General features: G+C 30.5%; 17 protein-coding genes. 10 read left to right on the top strand and 7 right to left on the bottom strand.

Annotated elements, in window-relative coordinates:
• Nucleotides 1–2: 2 nt before the first annotated feature.
• A complete protein-coding gene (locus ACULEV_RS17760) occupies nucleotides 3–461 on the bottom strand; it encodes a DinB family protein (protein ID WP_445456388.1) in 459 nt (152 codons plus the stop codon).
• A gap of 171 nt (nucleotides 462–632) precedes the next feature.
• Here ACULEV_RS17760 and ACULEV_RS17755 point away from each other — a divergent pair, with 171 nt between their 5' ends.
• From ACULEV_RS17755 to nadD, 7 genes are all read left to right on the top strand, one after another.
• A complete protein-coding gene (locus tag ACULEV_RS17755) occupies nucleotides 633–998 on the top strand; it encodes a hypothetical protein (RefSeq protein ID WP_445456387.1) in 366 nt (121 codons plus the stop codon).
• Between the two features lie 51 nt (nucleotides 999–1,049).
• Nucleotides 1,050–1,403: an arsenate reductase family protein gene (locus ACULEV_RS17750; RefSeq protein ID WP_445456386.1), complete on the top strand. Its 354-nt coding sequence runs from the start codon at nucleotides 1,050–1,052 to the stop codon at nucleotides 1,401–1,403.
• Entirely contained in the window at nucleotides 1,403–2,296 is an 894-nt protein-coding gene (locus tag ACULEV_RS17745) for a DMT family transporter (RefSeq protein ID WP_445456385.1), read from the top strand. The genes ACULEV_RS17750 and ACULEV_RS17745 overlap by 1 nt, the downstream gene beginning before the upstream one ends.
• 89 nt (nucleotides 2,297–2,385) lie before the next feature.
• Nucleotides 2,386–3,246 (top strand): YicC/YloC family endoribonuclease, encoded by an 861-nt coding sequence (locus ACULEV_RS17740; protein ID WP_445456384.1) that lies wholly within the window; start codon nucleotides 2,386–2,388, stop codon nucleotides 3,244–3,246.
• Nucleotides 3,247–3,330: 84 nt separating this feature from the next.
• Nucleotides 3,331–3,906 (top strand): guanylate kinase, encoded by a 576-nt coding sequence (gene gmk, locus ACULEV_RS17735; protein WP_445456383.1) that lies wholly within the window; start codon nucleotides 3,331–3,333, stop codon nucleotides 3,904–3,906.
• A 113-nt stretch (nucleotides 3,907–4,019) separates the two neighbouring features.
• Entirely contained in the window at nucleotides 4,020–4,349 is a 330-nt protein-coding gene (locus ACULEV_RS17730; protein ID WP_445456382.1) for a four helix bundle protein, read from the top strand.
• A gap of 63 nt (nucleotides 4,350–4,412) precedes the next feature.
• The gene (gene nadD, locus ACULEV_RS17725) at nucleotides 4,413–4,994 is read left to right on the top strand and encodes a nicotinate (nicotinamide) nucleotide adenylyltransferase (RefSeq protein WP_445456381.1); all 582 of its coding nucleotides are present in this window, start codon (nucleotides 4,413–4,415) and stop codon (nucleotides 4,992–4,994) included.
• 228 nt (nucleotides 4,995–5,222) lie between these two features.
• Here the strand turns inward: nadD and amaB are convergent, their stop codons facing one another.
• From amaB to ACULEV_RS17710, 3 genes are all read right to left on the bottom strand, one after another.
• A complete protein-coding gene (gene amaB / locus ACULEV_RS17720; protein ID WP_445456380.1) occupies nucleotides 5,223–6,776 on the bottom strand; it encodes an L-piperidine-6-carboxylate dehydrogenase in 1,554 nt (517 codons plus the stop codon).
• A gap of 204 nt (nucleotides 6,777–6,980) precedes the next feature.
• Nucleotides 6,981–7,517, bottom strand: a complete 537-nt coding sequence (locus tag ACULEV_RS17715; RefSeq protein ID WP_445456379.1) for a 3-hydroxyanthranilate 3,4-dioxygenase — start codon at nucleotides 7,515–7,517, stop codon at nucleotides 6,981–6,983.
• 92 nt (nucleotides 7,518–7,609) lie between these two features.
• A complete protein-coding gene (locus ACULEV_RS17710; protein WP_445456378.1) occupies nucleotides 7,610–8,716 on the bottom strand; it encodes an endonuclease/exonuclease/phosphatase family protein in 1,107 nt (368 codons plus the stop codon).
• 139 nt (nucleotides 8,717–8,855) lie between these two features.
• Between ACULEV_RS17710 and ACULEV_RS17705 the strand changes: the two genes are divergently transcribed.
• From ACULEV_RS17705 to ACULEV_RS17695, 3 genes are read left to right on the top strand one after another with little or no spacing between them, the layout of a single operon-like run.
• Entirely contained in the window at nucleotides 8,856–11,642 is a 2,787-nt protein-coding gene (locus tag ACULEV_RS17705) for a carboxypeptidase-like regulatory domain-containing protein (protein ID WP_445456377.1), read from the top strand.
• Between the two features lie 11 nt (nucleotides 11,643–11,653).
• Nucleotides 11,654–12,307, top strand: coding sequence for a DUF5017 domain-containing protein (locus ACULEV_RS17700; RefSeq protein ID WP_445456376.1), 654 nt, complete (start codon nucleotides 11,654–11,656; stop codon nucleotides 12,305–12,307).
• Nucleotides 12,308–12,310: 3 nt separating this feature from the next.
• Nucleotides 12,311–13,615: a DUF5689 domain-containing protein gene (locus ACULEV_RS17695; protein WP_445456375.1), complete on the top strand. Its 1,305-nt coding sequence runs from the start codon at nucleotides 12,311–12,313 to the stop codon at nucleotides 13,613–13,615.
• Nucleotides 13,616–14,096: 481 nt separating this feature from the next.
• Here the strand turns inward: ACULEV_RS17695 and ACULEV_RS17690 are convergent, their stop codons facing one another.
• Genes ACULEV_RS17690 through ACULEV_RS17680 form a run of 3 tightly spaced genes read right to left on the bottom strand, consistent with a single transcriptional unit; the run spans nucleotide 14,097 to nucleotide 19,422 of the window.
• Nucleotides 14,097–14,189, bottom strand: coding sequence for an IS1/IS1595 family N-terminal zinc-binding domain-containing protein (locus ACULEV_RS17690; protein ID WP_445456374.1), 93 nt, complete (start codon nucleotides 14,187–14,189; stop codon nucleotides 14,097–14,099).
• A 15-nt stretch (nucleotides 14,190–14,204) separates the two neighbouring features.
• Nucleotides 14,205–14,657, bottom strand: coding sequence for a hypothetical protein (locus tag ACULEV_RS17685; protein ID WP_445456373.1), 453 nt, complete (start codon nucleotides 14,655–14,657; stop codon nucleotides 14,205–14,207).
• Nucleotides 14,658–14,661: 4 nt separating this feature from the next.
• Nucleotides 14,662–19,422: a DUF6443 domain-containing protein gene (locus tag ACULEV_RS17680; protein WP_445456372.1), complete on the bottom strand. Its 4,761-nt coding sequence runs from the start codon at nucleotides 19,420–19,422 to the stop codon at nucleotides 14,662–14,664.
• Nucleotides 19,423–19,424: the final 2 nt, after the last annotated feature.

The following is a 19,424-nucleotide window of genomic DNA, read 5'->3' as shown; positions in this document are numbered from 1 at the left end:
GATTATAAGAATTTTCTAATTTGGAGTATAATTCCTAAATGTACTCCTTCATGAAAGTTATTGAATTCTAAAGCTTGTTTTGCATTTTGAATAGTAAACCCAGTACTTTTTGTTGTGTACTCATAAAAATTCACGAAACTATTTTTTTTGAAATCTTCTTCTATTTTTTCAAATGAAGTAAACAAAATACTTTTTATATAATCTACTTCTTCTTGATTTGTTTTTCCTGTAGGAACTGAACCGTTTTTATAAGTTTCAATAAATTCATCTGAAACATTCATAGGTAAACCCGACAATTTATAAATTAAGGTTTGTTGAGTTGCAATACAATGTCCAATATTCCAAATTACATTGTTACTAAATCCTTTTGGAGTTGTATTTAATTGCTCTAAAGTATAATTTTCAAGAAATTTTAAGAATTGATTTCTAATACTTAATGTGATTCTAAAAGCTGTTTCCATACTACTAAATTTGATACGAAGATACTTAAATGTGTAGAGAAAAAAAGTTAAGATTTTAATAATTTAAACTGCTAGTTTAACTATTATTTAACGACAAACCGCTTTTAAAAAAGAATATTTCGCATTAAATTAGTGGAGAAATAACATTCCTAATAAAAACTATCTTTTAAAATGAAAAAGCTACTCCTTCTTATCGTCCTATTTTTTTCACTTTCTTTTTTAAATAGTTATAGCCAAGAAAGCACTTCAACTGATTTTAAAGATAAAATTTATATTATAAATACTCCTTCAGGAAGTTCTTACAATCATATTTATTTTCCTAAGACCAATTTTATTAAAAAAAGAGGTGGATTTGCTAATTACGACGCGCTTATTGGGAAAAAAATTATAGTAACTAAAATAGTTAAAGAGAAAAAAAAGGGGACAATTGTTAGCATTAAACTTGAAGACGGAAGTAAGTTTTTTGGAATTTATCCCTCAATTGATTCAAACATTAGCAAAGCCATTGAAAAAAAAGAACTACTAGAAGTAAATTAAATACATATTTATCTTTTAGAAGTTAAATATGTACTTTTGTAAAAAAATAGAATGAAAAATACTGTCTTTTACTTAGCTTCTTGTAGTACTTGTAAAAAAATTATAAAATCATTGCCGCCTTCATCTGAACTAGTTTATCATGACATTAGACAAGAGCCTTTAACTGAAGAAATCATAAAAGAAATGAAAGATTTGGCTGGAAGCTATGAAGCTTTATTTAGCAAGAGAGCTCAATTGTATAAAGAACGTGATTTAAAAAACAAAACCTTAACAGAAGACGATTTTAAAGCTTTACTTTTAGAGCATTACACGTTTTTAAGTCGTCCAGTTTTTGTAATTGATAATAAAATTTATATTGGCAATAGTCAAAAAGTTACAAATGAGGTAATAGAAGCTTTAAGCTAATGAACAAAAGAACATTAGCCTTACTTGGAGCCACCTTTGTTGCCTTAATTTATGGTGCCAATTTTACCATAGCTAAAGACGTAATGCCAACTTACGTTAAACCTTATGCTTTTATTTTAATTAGAGTAATTGGAGCCTCAATTTTATTTTGGGGTTTAACTTTTTTTGGTCCAAAAGAAAAAATAGAATTAAACGATTTTCCTAGAATCATTGCAGCATCTTTATTTGGAGTAGCTATTAACCAATTGTCTTTTTTTAAAGGTTTAAGCTATACTTCTCCCATAAGTGCTTCAGTAATTATGGTTACAGCTCCCATTGTAGTTTTAATACTTTCTGCTATTTTGTTAAAAGAAAGGATTGAATTCAAAAAAGTAATGGGCATTTTAATTGGTTTAACTGGAACTTCCATTTTAATTTTATACGGTAAGGATATTCAAAATAGTCCAAATGCCACTTTAGGTAATTTTTTGGTTTTTGTAAATGCATCATCTTATGCGGTTTATTTAATTATTGTGAAAAAATTAATCTCAAAATATCATGCTTTTACCTTTATTAAATGGATTTATACCTTTGGCTTACTATTTACTTTACCATTTGCTATTGGAGAATTTAATGAGATTAATTGGCGAACTATTCCAACAACTATTTATTATAATATTGGGTTTGTTGTTTTATTTACCACTTTTCTTGCATATTTAATAAATCTAATGGCTATGAAAGAGTTAAAACCAACAACTCTTTCTGTTTTTATCTATTTACAACCTTTATTTGCCTCCATAATTGCTATTAGTCTTCAAAAAGACGAATTGAACAGTATAAAATTAGTTTCGGCTGTTCTAATTTTTATTGGCGTTTATTTGGTTACCCAAAAGAAAGTAATTAATAATGAGTGATTAGTAACTAATCTAATTTCTAAATAACTAATTACTTTTTACTTGTCACTAACCACTATTTCTTATCTTTGACACTTTTAAAATATTATATGATACTATCCATGACTGGTTTTGGTAAAGCGACAAAGCAATTACCAAATAAAAAAATAAATGTTGAAATAAAATCATTAAACAGCAAAGGGCTTGATTTGAACATGCGAATGCCTTCTGTTTATAGGGAAATGGAATTAGGACTACGAAATGATATTTCTCAAAAATTAGAGCGTGGTAAAGTTGATTTTTCATTATATATTGAAGTGACAGGTGAAGAAACATCATCAAAAGTAAATGCTCCAATAATAAAAGCTTATATCAACCAAATGAAAGCTATTTTACCAGAAGCTGATGCTACTGAATTAATGAAAATGGCGGTGAGAATGCCTGATGCTTTAAAAACAGAACGTGATGAAATTGATGAAAACGAATGGGCAGAGATTCTTGTAGTTATTAATGAAGCCTTAGAAAACATCCAAACTTTTAGAAAAGACGAAGGAAAATCACTGGAAAAAGAATTCCAATTGCGTATTGCTAATATTCGTTTGTACATGGAACAAGCCTTAGTTCTTGATCCAGAACGTGTAAAAAACATTAAAGACCGCTTACAAACAGCTATTGACGAGCTAAAAGTAACTGTGGATGAAAATCGTTTTGAACAAGAATTGATTTATTATCTTGAAAAATTAGACATTACAGAAGAAAAGGTGCGTTTAAACAATCATCTAGATTATTTTTTAGAAACCTTAAATGGAAATGAAGCTAATGGTCGAAAATTAGGATTCATTACTCAGGAAATGGGAAGAGAAATCAACACTATGGGTTCCAAATCGAATCATGCTGAAATGCAAAAATTAGTGGTGATGATGAAAGATGAATTGGAGAAGATCAAAGAACAAGTTTTGAATGTATTATAAAAGTAATTAGTAAACAGTGATTAGTAATTAGTCGTTATGAAGACTTTTGCTAATTACTAATTACCAATCACTAATCACTAAAATATGAAGAAAGGTAAATTATTTGTGTTTTCTGCTCCTTCAGGTTCAGGTAAAACAACGATAGTAAGACACTTATTAGAAAAAGAAGAATTAAATTTAGAATTCTCCATTTCTTGTACCACTCGTGAACCTAGAGGAAAAGAACAACATGGAAAAGATTACTATTTTATTTCTTGGGAAGAATTTAAAAAGCACATTAAAGCAGAAGAATTTGTAGAATGGGAAGAAGTTTACACCAATAATTTCTATGGTACTTTAAAAGCGGAAGTTGAACGTATTTGGGCTTTGGGCAAACATGTCATTTTTGACATTGATGTAGTAGGCGGTTTACGAATCAAGCATAAATTTCCTGAAGAAACTTTAGCTGTTTTTGTAAAACCTCCTAGTGTGGACGAATTAAAAAGACGATTAAAATTACGCTCTACGGAAAGTGAAGATAAAATCAATATGCGAATTGCCAAAGCTTCTGTAGAATTAGCCACTGCTCCACAATTTGACAAAATTATTAAAAATTATGATTTGGATACTGCTAAGGAAGAAGCTTATCAGTTAGTGAAGGAGTTTATTGGAAAAGAGTAAAAAGAGTAATTAGTGATTAGTCCTCAGTACTTAGTGATATGTACGTCTGTGAATTTTTAGTAGTTAGATAAAATATTTATGAGTGGCATTAAGTCTTATAAAGAATTACTTATTTGGCAAAAAGCATTAGAATTGTTGTTCTAGTATATAAACTTACCCAGAATTTCCCTAAAGAAGAGGTTTATGCATTAACGAGTCAGATAAAAAGTGCTAGCGTTTCCATTCATTCTAATATTGCAGAAGGATTTGGTCGTCAAACAGATAAATCATTTAATCATTTTTTGAATATTTCTAGAGGCTCCTTAAACGAATTAGAAACACAGCTAATTATCGCAAAAGAATTAGAATTTAATTTGGATGAAAAGATACTTAATGAAATTATGCTTTTGATTGAAGAAGAAAGTAAAATGATACATTCTTTTTCAAAAAAACTAAAAGAATAAAAACAGTAATTTAGCACTAAATATTAAAACTAAGTACTAACAACTAAGCACTATGTACTAAAAATGAAAATCGGATTGTATTTTGGAACGTTTAACCCTATTCATATTGGTCATTTAATTATTGCCAATCATATGGCTGAGCATTCTGATTTGAATCAAATTTGGATGGTGGTGACACCTCATAATCCTCATAAAAAGAAAAACACATTACTAGATGATTACCATCGTTTGCACATGGTTCATCTAGCAACAGAAGAATATCCAAACATTCAACCTTGTGATATTGAGTTTAAATTACCTCAACCGAATTATACCGTTCATACTTTGGCACATTTGCAAGAGAAATATCCAAAATATGAGTTTTCATTGATTATGGGTGAAGACAATTTGAATTCGCTACACAAATGGAAAAACTATGATGTCATCCTTCAAAATCATGATATTTACGTCTATCCAAGATTAAATTCGGGTGAAATGGACGAACAATTTGCCAATCATCCTAAGATTCATAGAATAGGTGCTCCAGTAATTGAATTGTCCTCTACTTTTATTAGAAATAGTATTAAAAACAATAAAAATGTGATTCCTATGTTACCTAATAAAGTTTGGGAATATGTGGAGCATAATTTGTTTTATAAGAAGTAGGAAGGAAGTATTAAGATTTTTTAAAGTGTGAAAGTCATTAATTATAACTTACTCACTTTTAGGATAGTATCTCTTAGTATAAAAATAACACATATCTCAACAGAACAAAACCTCACAGTCATATCATTTAGTGGAATAAGAAATCTTACTAAGATTAATACTATTTAAAAGTTAAATGCCCTACAAAGAGATTTTTTGCAGGGCACTTTGTAATTTAGTTATAATAATCTATAAATCAAATTTTATTCCTTGAGCTAAAGGTAATTGATCAGAGTAATTAACAGTATTTGTTTGTCTTCTCATATATACTTTCCAAGCATCAGAACCCGATTCTCTTCCTCCTCCAGTTTCCTTTTCTCCACCAAAAGCACCTCCTATTTCTGCACCAGAAGTACCAATGTTCACATTAGCAATACCACAATCAGAACCAGCGAATGACAAGAACTTTTCAGCTTCTTTTATACTATTTGTCATAATTGCAGAAGATAATCCTTGTGCAACACCATTTTGTATATCAATAGCGTTTTCAACTTCTCCACTATATTTCATTAAATATAAAATAGGAGCAAATGTCTCGTGTTGTACAATTTCAAAATGATTTTCAGCTTCAATAATTGCAGGCTTTACATAACATCCAGATTCGTATCCTTCACCTGAAAGAACGCCTCCTTCTACTAATATTTTTCCACCTTCTGCTTTTGCTTTTTCAATAGCCGCTAAATAGGTATTTACAGCTTCTTTATCAATTAGCGGTCCTACATGTTTATTTTGGTCTAATGGGTTACCAATTTTAATTTGACCATAAGCACCAACAATTGCATCACGAACAGTATCATAAACAGATTCATGAATAATTAATCTTCTTGTTGAAGTACAACGTTGACCACAAGTTCCTACTGCTCCAAAAACCGCTCCTGGAACTACAACTTTTAAATCAGCTGTTGGAGTAATAATTATTGCATTGTTTCCTCCTAATTCTAATAAAGATTTACCAAATCGTTCCGCTACTTTTGCACCAACAATTCTTCCCATACGAGTAGAACCAGTTGCTGAGATCAATGGAATTCGAGTATCAGTAGTCATCATTTCACCTACTTTATAGTCACCATTTATAATACATGAAATTCCTTCTGGTAAGTTATTTTCCTTTAAAATTCCTGCAATAATGTTTTGACAGGCAATAGAGCATAATGGTGCTTTTTCTGATGCTTTCCACACACAAACATCTCCACAAATCCAAGCTAAAGCTGTGTTCCAAGACCAAACTGCTACAGGAAAATTAAATGCAGAAATAATTCCTACAACACCTATAGAATGCCATTGCTCTCTCATTACATGACCTGGTCTTTCTGAAGGTATTGTTTGACCATTTAACTGACGTGATAAACCTACTGCAAAATCACAGATGTCAATCATTTCTTGAACTTCTCCATACCCTTCTTGCAAAGATTTACCCATTTCATAAGAAACCAATTTACCTAATGGTTCTTTTAGTTCTCTCAATTTATTTCCAAACTGACGAACAATTTCTCCTCTTTGTGGAGCTGGCATAGCTCTAAAAGTTTTGAAAGCTGCTGTAGCTTTTTGCATTACTTTCTCGTAATCTTCTTGTGTAGTAGCTTTTACTTTTCCAATTAATTGACCATCTACTGGTGAATAACTTTCAATTAATTCTCCATTTGAAAACCATTCATTTCCCGTTGATGTCCCTAAATTAGTCGCTTTAACGCCTAATATTTCCAATGCTTCTTGCATTCCAAACTGTTGTGCTATTGTTGACATTGTAACTTTTTTACTTGTTTTTGTTATATTTTTACAAATGTATGAAATTGATTTGAATTACTAGCCCTGATAGTAATGATAGCTTTTTGAAAAAAAACTTTAAGTTTTATTGGGATAAAAAAGCGACTAAAAAAAGCTCCTTTTATCGCTCATAAAACCAAAGAGTCTTAAGAAAACTAAAATGAATAGCAGGAAAAGCTACTATTATTCTGTAACAAATCGAGAATCGGTTTCCATAACTGTTCCACACTTAGAACAAGTTCTTAAATTCTCTGAATTATAAAAATGATTAAAATGTTTTAAAAAATCCACTTCAATATTATTCAATTCAAAATAAACTTCATACAACTTATGATTACAATTGTCACAAAACCAAAGCAAACCATCTTTTACAGGCAAATGATTACGTTTTTTTTCGATAACCAGTCCTATAGAACCTTCTAATCTATTAGGTGAATGAGGCACTTTAGCTGGATGTAAATACATATCACCAGCAGTTAATGTCATCGCTTTCTTTTTTCCTTCATCTTGCACATAAACAGTTATCTCACCTTCTAATTGATAAAATAATTCTTCCGTTTCATTATAATGGTAATCTTTTCGTGCATTTGGTCCTGCCACAATCATAACAATATAATCATCAGAATCTACATATAGACTTTTGTTTCCTACTGGAGGTTTTAATAAATGTCTGTTTTCTTCAATCCATTTCGTTAGGTTGAATGGTTTTTGTATGCTCATTTTGAAATATTTTAGATACGTAAAGTTACAAAAAAAGAAAAAGGTTAGTCGAACAATTCTAACTAACCTTTTTATACTCTATTTTATATTTTTTAATTTACCTGTTTAATCAAATAAACGTAAACTGGTAAGTGATCACTAAAACCAGGTACACCATTTGAATTTCTCTTTGGATATCCTTTCCATCGTCCTTCATCTTGAATTAAATAAGGTTTTTTAAATACGTTTGCTTTCCAATAAGTCCAAGAAGAGTAATTTCCTTTTACTAATGGTTCTGAAAGCATAATTTGATCAAATATATTCCATGAGTCTCTATAGCCTAAAGTACCTATACCTTGTTTATACATTTTTTCCATAGGGTTATAAATTCCTAAAGGTTCTAATTCATCTTTACTTCCTACAGCACCAACACCTTTTTTTACACTTTTATTAGTTGGATCATCATTTAAATCTCCCATAGTAATAATTTTTGCTTTAGGATTAATTTTATATAAGGAATCAATAATTTTTCTATTTAACGCACCTGCTGCTTCACGATTTGGACTACTTTTTTTCTCACCACCAGAACGAGATGGCCAGTGATTTACAATAAAACTGATTTCTTCTCCATCTAAATAACCTGTCACTAATAATTGATCACGAGTATAAATTCTTTTAGTAGAAGAATCTACCTCAACATTATCGTCTGTTTCCTCTTCTTTTTCTTCTTTGTTTTTCTTACCATTATTTTCAGCATCCTTATAAATATATAATGGAATATTAGTATAACTTACAGGTATAAAGTATTTTTCCTGATATAAAAGAGCAACATCTATTCCTCTTTTATCAGGAGAGTCAAAATGAACAATTTTATATCCCTTATTAATTAACGTTGGGTGTTTTACTAAATCTTCTAAAACACGTCTGTTTTCAATTTCACAAGCGCCTATCACAACAGGAGAATTAGCAGGATTTTCATCAGTTCCTAATTCGATAATAACGCGACTTAGGTTATCTAATTTTTTTCTGTAATTCTTATAAGTCCATCCTTTATTAGGTAAATACTCTTCATCATAAGTGATTGGATCATTTATCGTATCAAAAAGATTTTCAAAATTATAAAAAGCCACTGTATGAATTTTAAATTTCTTATCTTGTGAATATGATCTGTTTATTGCGAAAATCACAATAAAAGTGATTAAAAAATGTTTAATTTTCATGAAATATATGTTATGTTAATATCAATTTTGGTACAAAATCGGTGCCAAAGGTAAATAATATTATTAAAAGTTATACATTTGCAGGCTGTTAAGTTTAAACCACTTAAAGTTTAAATTATTATTAATTTTTATTCTTTCTATGAAAAAACTTGTATTAAGTACATTATTAGTACTACAAGCCGTTTTTGTTTTTGCACAACAAACCAGTGCCTTAAAGGGTAAGGTAGTTGATTCCAAATCACAAAAACCATTACAAAATGTTGTTGCAACGATTCAAAGTACCAATCAATCTGTTACTACAGATTCAGAAGGTAATTTTACAATTAAATCGCTTCCAGTAGGTGAACCTGTTCTTATAGTTAGTTCCACTGGTTACAGAACACAAACATTTATTTTGGAGGTTACTGCTGGACAAACTTTAGATTTAGGAACAATTGTATTAGAAGAAGATATCACATCAGAACTACAATTAAGTTTAGTTACACTTACTGAAAATGATTTAGGTGATGATAACACAGGATCAGAAAGTACTTCTGGACTTCTACAGTCCTCAAGAGACACTTATCAACAAGCAGCTGCTTTTAATTGGGGTCAAGCACGATTCAGAATTAGAGGTCTAGATAACCAATATGGTACTACCATGATTAATGGTATTTCTATGAATAAGATTTATGATGGAAGACCACAATGGAGTAATTGGGGTGGTTTAAATGATGCCACTCGTAATCAAGAGTTTACAATGGGTTCAGCTGCTTCAGATTACACTTTTGGTGGCATACTAGGAACACAAGAAATAGATACTAGAGCTTCTCACTACAGACCTGGCAATCGAGTTACTATGTCTGGAACAAATACTAACTATAGTTGGAGAGCTATGGGAACACATGCTTCAGGTTTAAATGATAAAGGATGGGCATTTGTAGTTTCAGGTTCAAGAAGATGGGCAGAAGAAGGTTATTTTGAAGGAACAGATTATAGTGCAAATTCATTATTTGCAAGTGTTGAAAAGAAATTTAATGACAAACATAGCCTCAACTTCACTTCTATTTACGCAGAAAACAGTAGAGGAAAATCGTCACCAAACACTCAAGAAGTTACCGATTTAATGGGTGTAAAATACAACTCATACTGGGGATGGCAAGATGGTCAGAAAAGAAATTCAAGAGATAAAGATATAGCAGAACCTATTAATATGTTATCTCACTATTGGAAAATAACTGAGAATACAACTCTTAATACTAATGTGGCTTACCAAACTGGAAAAATTGGTAATAGTAGATTAGATTATCAAAATGGTAATAATCCAGATCCAACTTACTACAAAAAGCTTCCTAGTTATTTTAACAACTTAGGTGCTTATACTGATGCTGAAATTACAGGTTTTGAAAATGATTTCATTAATAATTCACAAATTAACTGGAATGCTATGTATATAGCAAACCAAAATTCTGGCTTTTCAGGAAGAAGTATTTTTGTTTTGTATGAAGACAGAACAGATGATTCACAATGGAGTGCAAATTCTATCTTAAACGCTAGATTATCTGATAATATATCTATGAATGCTGGTGTTAATTTTAAAAAATTAAAATCTCATAACTTCCAAAATCTATTAGACTTAATGGGAGGTAGTTATTTTGCAGATATTGATCCTTTTTATTCAGGAGATAACAGCCAATCTGATTTAAACAACCCAAATAGATATGTAGGTGAAAATGATACTTATGGTTATAACTATAATTTATTTGCAACTGTCTTTGATGGTTTTACCCAATTTAAATTTAATTATAACAAATTTGATTTTTATATAGCTCAAACTTTTTCAAGAACAGAATATCAAAGAGAAGGATTATACAAAAATGGTATTTATGCCGATAATTCTTATGGGAAAAGTCAGAAAACTACTTACGAAAACTTTGGTTTCAAAGGAGGTTTAACTTACAAAATTAATGGACGTCATCTATTAGATTTTAATGGATTATACATGACAAAAGCACCTATAATGCGTAATGTGTTTTCCAATGCACGTTTAAACAATAGTATTACACCAAATTTAACTAACGAGGATATTGTAGCTGCTGACGCAAGTTATATTGTTAGAACGCCAAACCTTAAAGCTCGATTAACTGGTTTCTATAATAAAATTTCAAATAGTTCAGAAATTTCTTTCTATTATGCAGAGAGTATTGGTGATGCAACTAGTGGAGATACTGATTCGTTTGTAAGTGAAATAGTTACTGGATTAGACAAACAATCTATGGGTGCAGAACTTGGTTTAGAATATAAAATTACATCTACAATTACAGCAAATGCTTCTGCTTCTTATGGACAATATATCTATTCTGATAATGCTAACTTAATTACAAATGATGATGGTAGAGCTGCTGAGGGATTGAATCCATTACGTGATTTTGGTACTGTATATCTAAAAGATTATCATCAACCTGGTTTACCTCAACAAGCTTATTCTTTTGGTTTAGAATATCGTGATCCTCACTACTGGTGGATTGGAGCAAATATTAATCATTTATCTGGTAGTTATGTTGATGTTTCAAGTATTTTAAGAACAGATAATTTCATTATTGATTCAGATCCAAATAATACTCAAGGATACAGTTATCCTGGAGCTACAGAACCAAACGTAAAAAGAATCTTAAAACAAGAAAAGTTTGATGACTTTATGTTATTAAACTTAATTGGTGGTAAATCTTGGAGAATTAGTTCAAAAAACAGAAATACATTTGGATTTTTTGCATCCATCAATAACTTGTTAGATGTTGAATACAAAACTGGTGGTTTTGAGCAATCTAGAAAGGCTACATATCCCGATTTAGTTGCCGATCAAGCAAATGGAACACCATCATTTGGAACAAAATATTTCTATGGATATGGAAGAACTTATTTTGTTAATTTTTATATTAACTTCTAAAAAATTGCACCATGAAAAATTATTTTAAAACAATTTTATTTACAGCAATAACTTTAGTAACTTTAAGTTGTTCTAAAGAAGATGATTTTGCTGTCTTTTCAGATTACATACCAGTAGTGATAGGCGAAAATTATGAGAATAGTGATACAGGTTCTGGCTCAAATGAAGTAGCAGCATCTACAATTGGATGGCTAAATGTTAATTTTGCTGGAAGTGGTAGACTTTGGAATGTAAAAAGTTATACTGATCCTGCAACTGACATTAAAAATCAATTTGCTGAATTTTCTTCATTTTATTCTAATGCATCAGATCCAGATGATGAAGTTTGGATGATTACTTCTAAAATGAATTTTGCCGAAACTCCTATTACTGAAAGTTTCACTTTTGATTGTCAAACAAGATTTTCAAATACCGCGGTATTAAAAGTATTAATATCGACTAATTTTAATGGAGAAGAAAATAATATTACTAGTGCTACTTGGGAAGAATTAGCTGTAACATTACCTTCAACAGATAATGTTTGGACAAATAGTGGAGTAATCGACATGAGTAATTACCAAACATTTGAAAATGTTTATATTGCTTTCAAATATACAGGAAGTAAATCTACAGGTGCAACAACTACATTTAGATTAGATAATATTAGAGTTTTTGAAAATAAATAAGCTATGAAGAATTTAAAAATAATCTTAACAACAGCTCTTTTTGCAACTTTTTCTAGTTGCGTAACGGGTGACGATTACAATACTCCAGATTTATCTGGTGAATGTGTAACAATGTCTGCTGATATAAGCATTCAAAATGTTTCAAATTTAGCAACTGCTAGTCCTCAACTATGGAATATTGCTAATGGAAATATTTTAGAGGCTTATGTTACTTCGTCTGACGAAGGAGGTAATTTCTACAAATCCATTTCAATGGTTGCTTTTGACGATAATAACAATGAGTATGGTTTTACTGTTCCTGTAAATGAGTACAACTTGTTTAATATGTATGAACCAGGTCGTAAAGTTTATATTGATTTAACCAATCTCCATTTTATGGAAGATGATTATACCGATGATTTACAAATTGGTGAATTATTTGGTAACGATATTGGTCGCATAGCCTTAGAAAAGTATAAAAATAAAATTTTCCGTTCATGTGAGAAAATAAATGAAGATGAGTTGGTTCATCATATTACTTTAGCAGAAGCATCTAACATAAACTATTTGCATAAATTAATTGAATTTGATAATGTTCAGTTTTCAAACTCTGCTATCGGAAAAACTTATTTTGACGCAAATAACACTGCTGGTTCAGGAACAAATTATTCAATAGTAGATCAAGATGGTAATTCAATACTATTAAGAACAAGTGAATATGCTAATTTCGCTGGTGAGAAAGTCCCAGAAGGGAATGGTAAAATAAGAGGAGTTTTAACAAAATATGGTTCTACTTATCAATTCTTAATAAGAACATTAAACGATGTACAACTTAACAATCCTAGAATTGTTCCATTATTTGAGGAATCTTTTGACACTAATTTTTCTAACTGGACAAATTATAGCGTATCAGGAGCACAACAGTGGTACTTAGCTACATACGGAAATCCAGCTCCTTCTGCAGCTATTAGTGGTTATAGTGGTGGAGCTAATAATGTAAATGAAGATTGGTTGATTTCCCCAGCAATAGACTTAAGTACTGTTTCAACTGCAACTCTTACTTTTGAAACAGCTTCAAGATTTACTGGAAATCTATTAGAAGTGAAAATATCAACAAATTATGTTGGTTCTGGTAATCCAAACTTGGCAACTTGGACAGATTTATCAGCTACTTTAGACACAAACACTGGGAGCTTTATTTGGACAAACTCAGGACCAATTAACCTTTCTTCTTATACAGGAAGCAATGTTTATTTAGCTTTTAAATATACCTCAACTGCATCTGCTTCTAGAACATGGGAAGTTGATAATATTAAAATAGAAGAATAATTATAATTTCAATAATCATAAAAACGCCCAGAAATTCTGGGCGTTTTTTTATGCAAAATTATCTTTAACTTTGTAAAGTTAAAGAAAGACTATGTTAGAAAAAATTGAAGAATTATTCTGTAAAAATTCTATTATTGTAAAATAACACCACATTAAAATCAAGTTGCAAATTTACTTCCTACTATCTACAAAAGTAGATACAGCTGAACTGAATGACATTTTAAACATACTTTATGGATTTATAATAAAACGCCCCCATTACCTAATTCACAACAAATCTAAGACTTAAAATACTAAATCATTGAATTGTGAAGCGAATAATATCGTTACATAAACAAGTTTTTTCTTTGATGCTAAGTTTTCCTCATATTAAAAAACCACTCTAACGAGTGGCTTAATTCTGTTTTTTAGTAATTACCACGCGATACGATAGGATTCATGCAGGAGAAAGGAGTCTCTTTTTACATAATTTACAAATAAATTATTGTCTTTTATTGGCTGTAAAACCATTTTTAATAATATTATTGGAACTACAGCTTGGACAAATTTTGTTATCACTAAATCTGATACACAAGGTTTCATCTTTTGTCTACTGTTTTCTTAATTTATTTATAAAACGTCTTTCAAATTCTTTTTTCTCAATTTCCTTTTCAGAACTATTAAAATCTTTATCTAGTAATTTCCATTCTCCATATTTATTTCTTATTGACACTAAAGCTAAACTAGTGCTAGTTACTGAATTTGATCTAAGCCAACAGTTAAGAATTTCTTGATCTTCTTTATAAAAAACATAAAAATGATACCAGTAATCTTTGTCGTTTTTTCTTCCTTCTATTAAATTATAGCTTTTAGGAATCTTAAGGTTCGGTTCTATTTCTCTTAATTTATTAATCTTACTTATTAATTCATCTTCAGAACAGTTAAATTCATATTTTATAATATTGTTATAACTTCCTGGTGCAAAATTTATCCCAAACCAAATGACTACAATACAAAAAAATATAACTATTGATAGGATAATTTTTATTTTCGATTTTTTCATGAATTTATTTTTTATCAGGTTGATTTGTTACCCCTGCATTTGAAATATGGTACCACATTTGAATTTGCATATAACCTTGCGAAGAAGATAATTTTACTATAGTTTTTGGTAGTGCAGATAATCCTAAACCGATACCTAAAACTCCAGCGTTAATTCGAGTTTTAAGAGGTAGAAATGTATTGGAAGCAATTATTAGTTCTTCTTTTACAAATCTAAAATCAGCACCAATTGCTCTTGTGTCTGTAAATAGTCCAGATGCTCCTTGAATATTAAGTTTATCATATCTTCTATCATGACCAATTGCAGGATATTCAGACAAGTCGTAAGGAACATATGTATAATCATAATCTCCAGCATACGTTCTTGGATTTTCTCCACCAGGATATGTAAGACCAAAGAGATTTTGTCCAATTGTTGATGGATCTAACGCATTGTCATCTACTCCCACCACAACTTCATTTAATTGTATTACTGAATTTCGAGTACCATCTGCATTTAAATTATCACCTTTAATATATTCTATACCATTAAAATTATGAAGAGGTAAATCTGAAAAAGAACACTCCATACAAAGGAAAGTTGATCCAAAAGGAGTATTCTCTTGACTAGTTACATTCGGATCATATCTCACTTCTTTTGTAATATTATCCTCAATCCAACCTTCAGCTTGCATCCCATCAGGATCAACAAAATATATTGGATTATTATAAGCATAGTTGTAAGGTGTCCATCTTCTAGAATTCTCTGCTAATGGGTCAATATTCATCCATCTGCCTATTGCAGGGTCATAATTTCTCGCCCCATAATCGTAGAAATTAAGTCCTAACTCGTCTTGATACTCTTTCCCATTGTACTTGTACTTCTGAGCCACTGCATTAGCTGTAGCTAAGTTAAGTAAATTATTTGAATCTTTGTGTTTTAATCCAAAAGGATAGTAGTTGTTCTCTTCTACAATTTCTGTATTTGGATTTACCTGTCTTAAACTTACATCATCAAACCATACTGTTCCTCCTCCATTGTTATCTATTCTTATGGATAATCGGGTAATATCTGGTTGTACTGTTACTCTCTTTTCGATATAGACCCATCTATTTTTTTGAGTAGTTCTTACATATTCATTTCTATAGCCATACCCTTGATCTACATCCATATTTTGGAATAAATATAAATCTGCACTAGGATTATCACTATAAACCCATGCTGAGAAAATAAATTCTGTGGGTTGCGTTATATTTATAGCTACCCAATTATTTTGCTGTACAACTATTTCTCCTGTAGTTAATTTCTCTATTTTACCAGAGAAGTTACCAGTGTGTTTTTTATTGTTGTCATAAGCAGTAAGAGTATTATATCCTCCATGACTTGTACTTTCCCAACCACTACCATTTTCAAAACCATCGTAAAACAACTCGGTTGTTCCTGAAGTAATGGCACCATCATTGTTAGCATCTGCATATGATAGTCTCACATTGCCTAAATGGTCTTTGTGCTGGAATACATATGAAAAAGCACCATTATTATGCGATACATAACCTTCTGGTTGTGAGAAAAATTGTAGTACATTATTTTCGTAAATATAATTTCCTACGTAAGCTGTAGTTACTGTTGGGCTAGAACTCATTACTACTTTTTCTACTTTTGTTCCAGTAGCATCATATTTGTACAATAGCTTCGGAGATCCTAGTTGATTTGCAAATTCAATTTTAGTGGGTAAATTTAAGTGGTTGTATTCAATGGAAGTAATCCCTTTATTGTTATCTACAACCATATTCCCATTTGCATCATACTCATAATCATCTCCTACAGTATTACCATCTTTAAATCCTTCTATTCCATTAGCAGAAAGTCCATAATTATCTTTTACTCCTTTTAATTGATTGGCATCATAGGTATATGTTAAATAATCAATTCCTATTCCATTGTTTGGATTAGTCGGATTTTGACTTTGTCTATTTAAACCTAAAATATTACCATTTCTGTCGTAACCGTGTATGTTTTCAAGATACTTATTATTAGTTACATCATTTTCCGCAGAATAAGCTGTTTTTAACCTGTTTAAGGCATCATAACTATAATAATAGGATTTTACTGCTGTAGAATTATTATTAGTGGTCCAGTTGGTACTGCTAATATTTCCATTATAAAGAGCTGTTCCTGGTGCTCCAGCAGAAGTATAAGGAGTATCTTGTTCGTTATAATTTAAATGAAAGGCAAAAAGATCATTGCCTAAATGCCCCATATTATTTATATCTTTTAACCAACCTCTTATATTATAAGCATAATCTACTTCTTGTAAGGGAGTACTTTCTGTATTTCCAACACCTTTCTTGATTAATTGACCTAACTCATCATAAGTGTTTTTAACAATCAACTGTTCTGGTTGTGTGTTTATTTTTTGTACTTGAGTTAAAAGTCTATCTGCATGATCATAAGTAAAAGTGTCTATGATAGTTGTAGTAGTTCCGTTTTTTGTATGACTGGTTTGTGTTTTTAAAACCTTTCCTATAAAATCTAGCTTCATTAAAGTCCAGTCTTCAGAGAGTTGGTAGTCATTCTTAACATGTGTTTCCCACGCTCTTCCTTTTGCATCATAGTAAGTAGCTGTAGTTATCCAGCTATTATTTGTCTCTAATACTTTTACTCTTGAAACTGTAGGCAATCCTTTTACATTAGCTACTGCTGTCATCCCTTCCCATGTTCCAGAGCCATTTGCAGGATTAAACGCAACTTGGTTACCTATTTCATAATTATCATAATATTGAATAGTTAGAATTTCTATTTCATCTATTTGAAATGTATTTGGAAAAGCAGTATTGCTGTAATATATACTTGTACCTGCTATGGTAATTGGGTTCACTAATTTGGTTTCGAACCAAACTGGTGTGGTTTGACTATTAACTGTATTTTGAACTGTTGCTCTTGATTGGTTGGGTGTTGGATTTGTCCATATACCAGTGTAAGTAACTCTTCCAAAAGCATCATATTTTGTAAACAACCACTTGTTTTGTGTTTTTAAGTTAGCATCTTGGGTTAAAATAGGACGATCTAGTTTATCATATATAATATATTCCCAGTCTTTTCCTGGTAGCTTCTTTTCGACTAATCTATTTCTAGAATCATATTTGTATTGATAGCCTAGTTTGTTGATGTCATCAACACTTACCGATGTAGGAGCTGGACCTGTAATCGTATTAAGATCTACTTGAAAATCCATATGAACCTCCTTTGCAATCGTACCATCTCCAGTTAAATAAATATTCCCATTTTGAATATAAGCAGAATAGTGCGTATCTGAATAAGTCCCATCTGCTAACTTAATAGTTACTGGACCTAATTGCATATCTGGTAAAATAACATTAAAACCAATAGCTGCTAAATTTATGGCAATACTGCTAGTATTTAATGGAACATTTGCATTATCATAACTTTGAAAATAAAAATATAGTTGGTTATTATCTATACTAAGGTCTCCATCATTTGACCATCCTTGTGTAGGGTGACTATATACTGTTTCTAAGTCTCCAAATCCAATATATGAAAAAGAATAAATTTGTTGCTCTATGGGATAAGTGTTAATCTCTGGAGACAAAACATAAGTTAAGTTCCCATAATCATCATACACATAATACGTATCATGCCATTTGTTTTGATTATGACTTCTTTTTAAAACGACTTGTCCTTGCTTGTTTTTAAACTCTACAATGGTATGGTCATTTATATTGGCTTGTGTTGCTGACCAATTTTCGTCTTTGGTAATGGTTTTATAAAGTTCATTAGCATTATAATAACCTAGATTACTTAAAGAAATATCATATAATCCTAAGGTAGCCTCCCAATTTGCTATAGCTTTAAAATATTTTACTTCATTAGCAATGTTAGTCTGATAATCAAACTTTATTTCTTTACCATTGCTCATTGCCCATGCATTTCCTGGTGCTGCCTGTTTAAACACTCTGCTTAAAGGTGAAGCTTCTAATTCCTTTTCACTATAAGGATTTGTTGTAGTTTCAAAATTAGGATTCCCTGTTAAAGTCACATTATTAGAACCATAAAAACTTACTACTTCATTTGGTTTAATATCTAATGAAGGGGTTGTTGAGGCTATAAAGGGTAGATACTCTTTGGTTTGTCTACCAAATGCATCATATTCTATATGAGTTACAATGTCTTTACCACTTGCAGACTGTTTGTGAGCAATTTGCTGAATAGGCCTTCCTAGTCCATCAAAGTAAGTAATACTTTCGGTCAATCTTGACTCAGGACCAGTAATTCCTGCAAACTCACTTAAAGGATAAGTAAAGATGCCATTAAATGAATTAATATCTCCATAATTATATGAATAATTATCTTCTAAATAAAGCATATTATTCAATACTGAAACTTTAATCAAACCTAAAAAATTAACGCCACAGTCTAAGTTACCTAATACTATATTAGGCAAAGGTATATTTGTTTCTAAAAACGATGTTTGCGACATAGTATTAACGCTCCCATAACTATTAAATATTGAATTAAATTCAACAGTTAATAAATCATCTGTAATGTTTATATTTATAAAACCATTTCCATAATCAGTGAAAAAAGCCTGAGCGTCATTTGTGGATAAATCAATATTTAAATTATAATCCTCATATAAATAATTAACTACATTATTAGGATTTGGAGATTCATAGTTGTAAATTGTTGTCTTAATAAAATTTTTATCTAAGCTTTGTCCAAAAACAAAAACAGGAATTAGCATTAGTATGTATAATAATTTCTTCATCT

This window comes from Flavobacterium sp. HNIBRBA15423 (genome assembly GCF_052655965.1).
Note: the sequence above shows the minus strand (reverse complement) of the source record. Positions and strands in the feature narration are given on the sequence as shown.

What these genes read in the sequence shown, in the direction of transcription:
- ACULEV_RS17685 (WP_445456373.1), bottom strand. Translation starts at nt 14,657, where the DNA reads ATGAAAAAATCGAAAATAAAAATTATCCTATCAATAGTTATATTTTTT.
- ACULEV_RS17710 (WP_445456378.1), bottom strand. Translation starts at nt 8,716, where the DNA reads ATGAAAATTAAACATTTTTTAATCACTTTTATTGTGATTTTCGCAATA.
- ACULEV_RS17680 (WP_445456372.1), bottom strand. Translation starts at nt 19,422, where the DNA reads ATGAAGAAATTATTATACATACTAATGCTAATTCCTGTTTTTGTTTTT.
- ACULEV_RS17745 (WP_445456385.1), top strand. Translation starts at nt 1,403, where the DNA reads ATGAACAAAAGAACATTAGCCTTACTTGGAGCCACCTTTGTTGCCTTA.
- ACULEV_RS17715 (WP_445456379.1), bottom strand. Translation starts at nt 7,517, where the DNA reads ATGAGCATACAAAAACCATTCAACCTAACGAAATGGATTGAAGAAAAC.
- nadD (WP_445456381.1), top strand. Translation starts at nt 4,413, where the DNA reads ATGAAAATCGGATTGTATTTTGGAACGTTTAACCCTATTCATATTGGT.
- ACULEV_RS17695 (WP_445456375.1), top strand. Translation starts at nt 12,311, where the DNA reads ATGAAGAATTTAAAAATAATCTTAACAACAGCTCTTTTTGCAACTTTT.
- ACULEV_RS17760 (WP_445456388.1), bottom strand. Translation starts at nt 461, where the DNA reads ATGGAAACAGCTTTTAGAATCACATTAAGTATTAGAAATCAATTCTTA.
- gmk (WP_445456383.1), top strand. Translation starts at nt 3,331, where the DNA reads ATGAAGAAAGGTAAATTATTTGTGTTTTCTGCTCCTTCAGGTTCAGGT.
- ACULEV_RS17740 (WP_445456384.1), top strand. Translation starts at nt 2,386, where the DNA reads ATGATACTATCCATGACTGGTTTTGGTAAAGCGACAAAGCAATTACCA.
- ACULEV_RS17705 (WP_445456377.1), top strand. Translation starts at nt 8,856, where the DNA reads ATGAAAAAACTTGTATTAAGTACATTATTAGTACTACAAGCCGTTTTT.
- ACULEV_RS17755 (WP_445456387.1), top strand. Translation starts at nt 633, where the DNA reads ATGAAAAAGCTACTCCTTCTTATCGTCCTATTTTTTTCACTTTCTTTT.
- ACULEV_RS17700 (WP_445456376.1), top strand. Translation starts at nt 11,654, where the DNA reads ATGAAAAATTATTTTAAAACAATTTTATTTACAGCAATAACTTTAGTA.
- ACULEV_RS17750 (WP_445456386.1), top strand. Translation starts at nt 1,050, where the DNA reads ATGAAAAATACTGTCTTTTACTTAGCTTCTTGTAGTACTTGTAAAAAA.
- amaB (WP_445456380.1), bottom strand. Translation starts at nt 6,776, where the DNA reads ATGTCAACAATAGCACAACAGTTTGGAATGCAAGAAGCATTGGAAATA.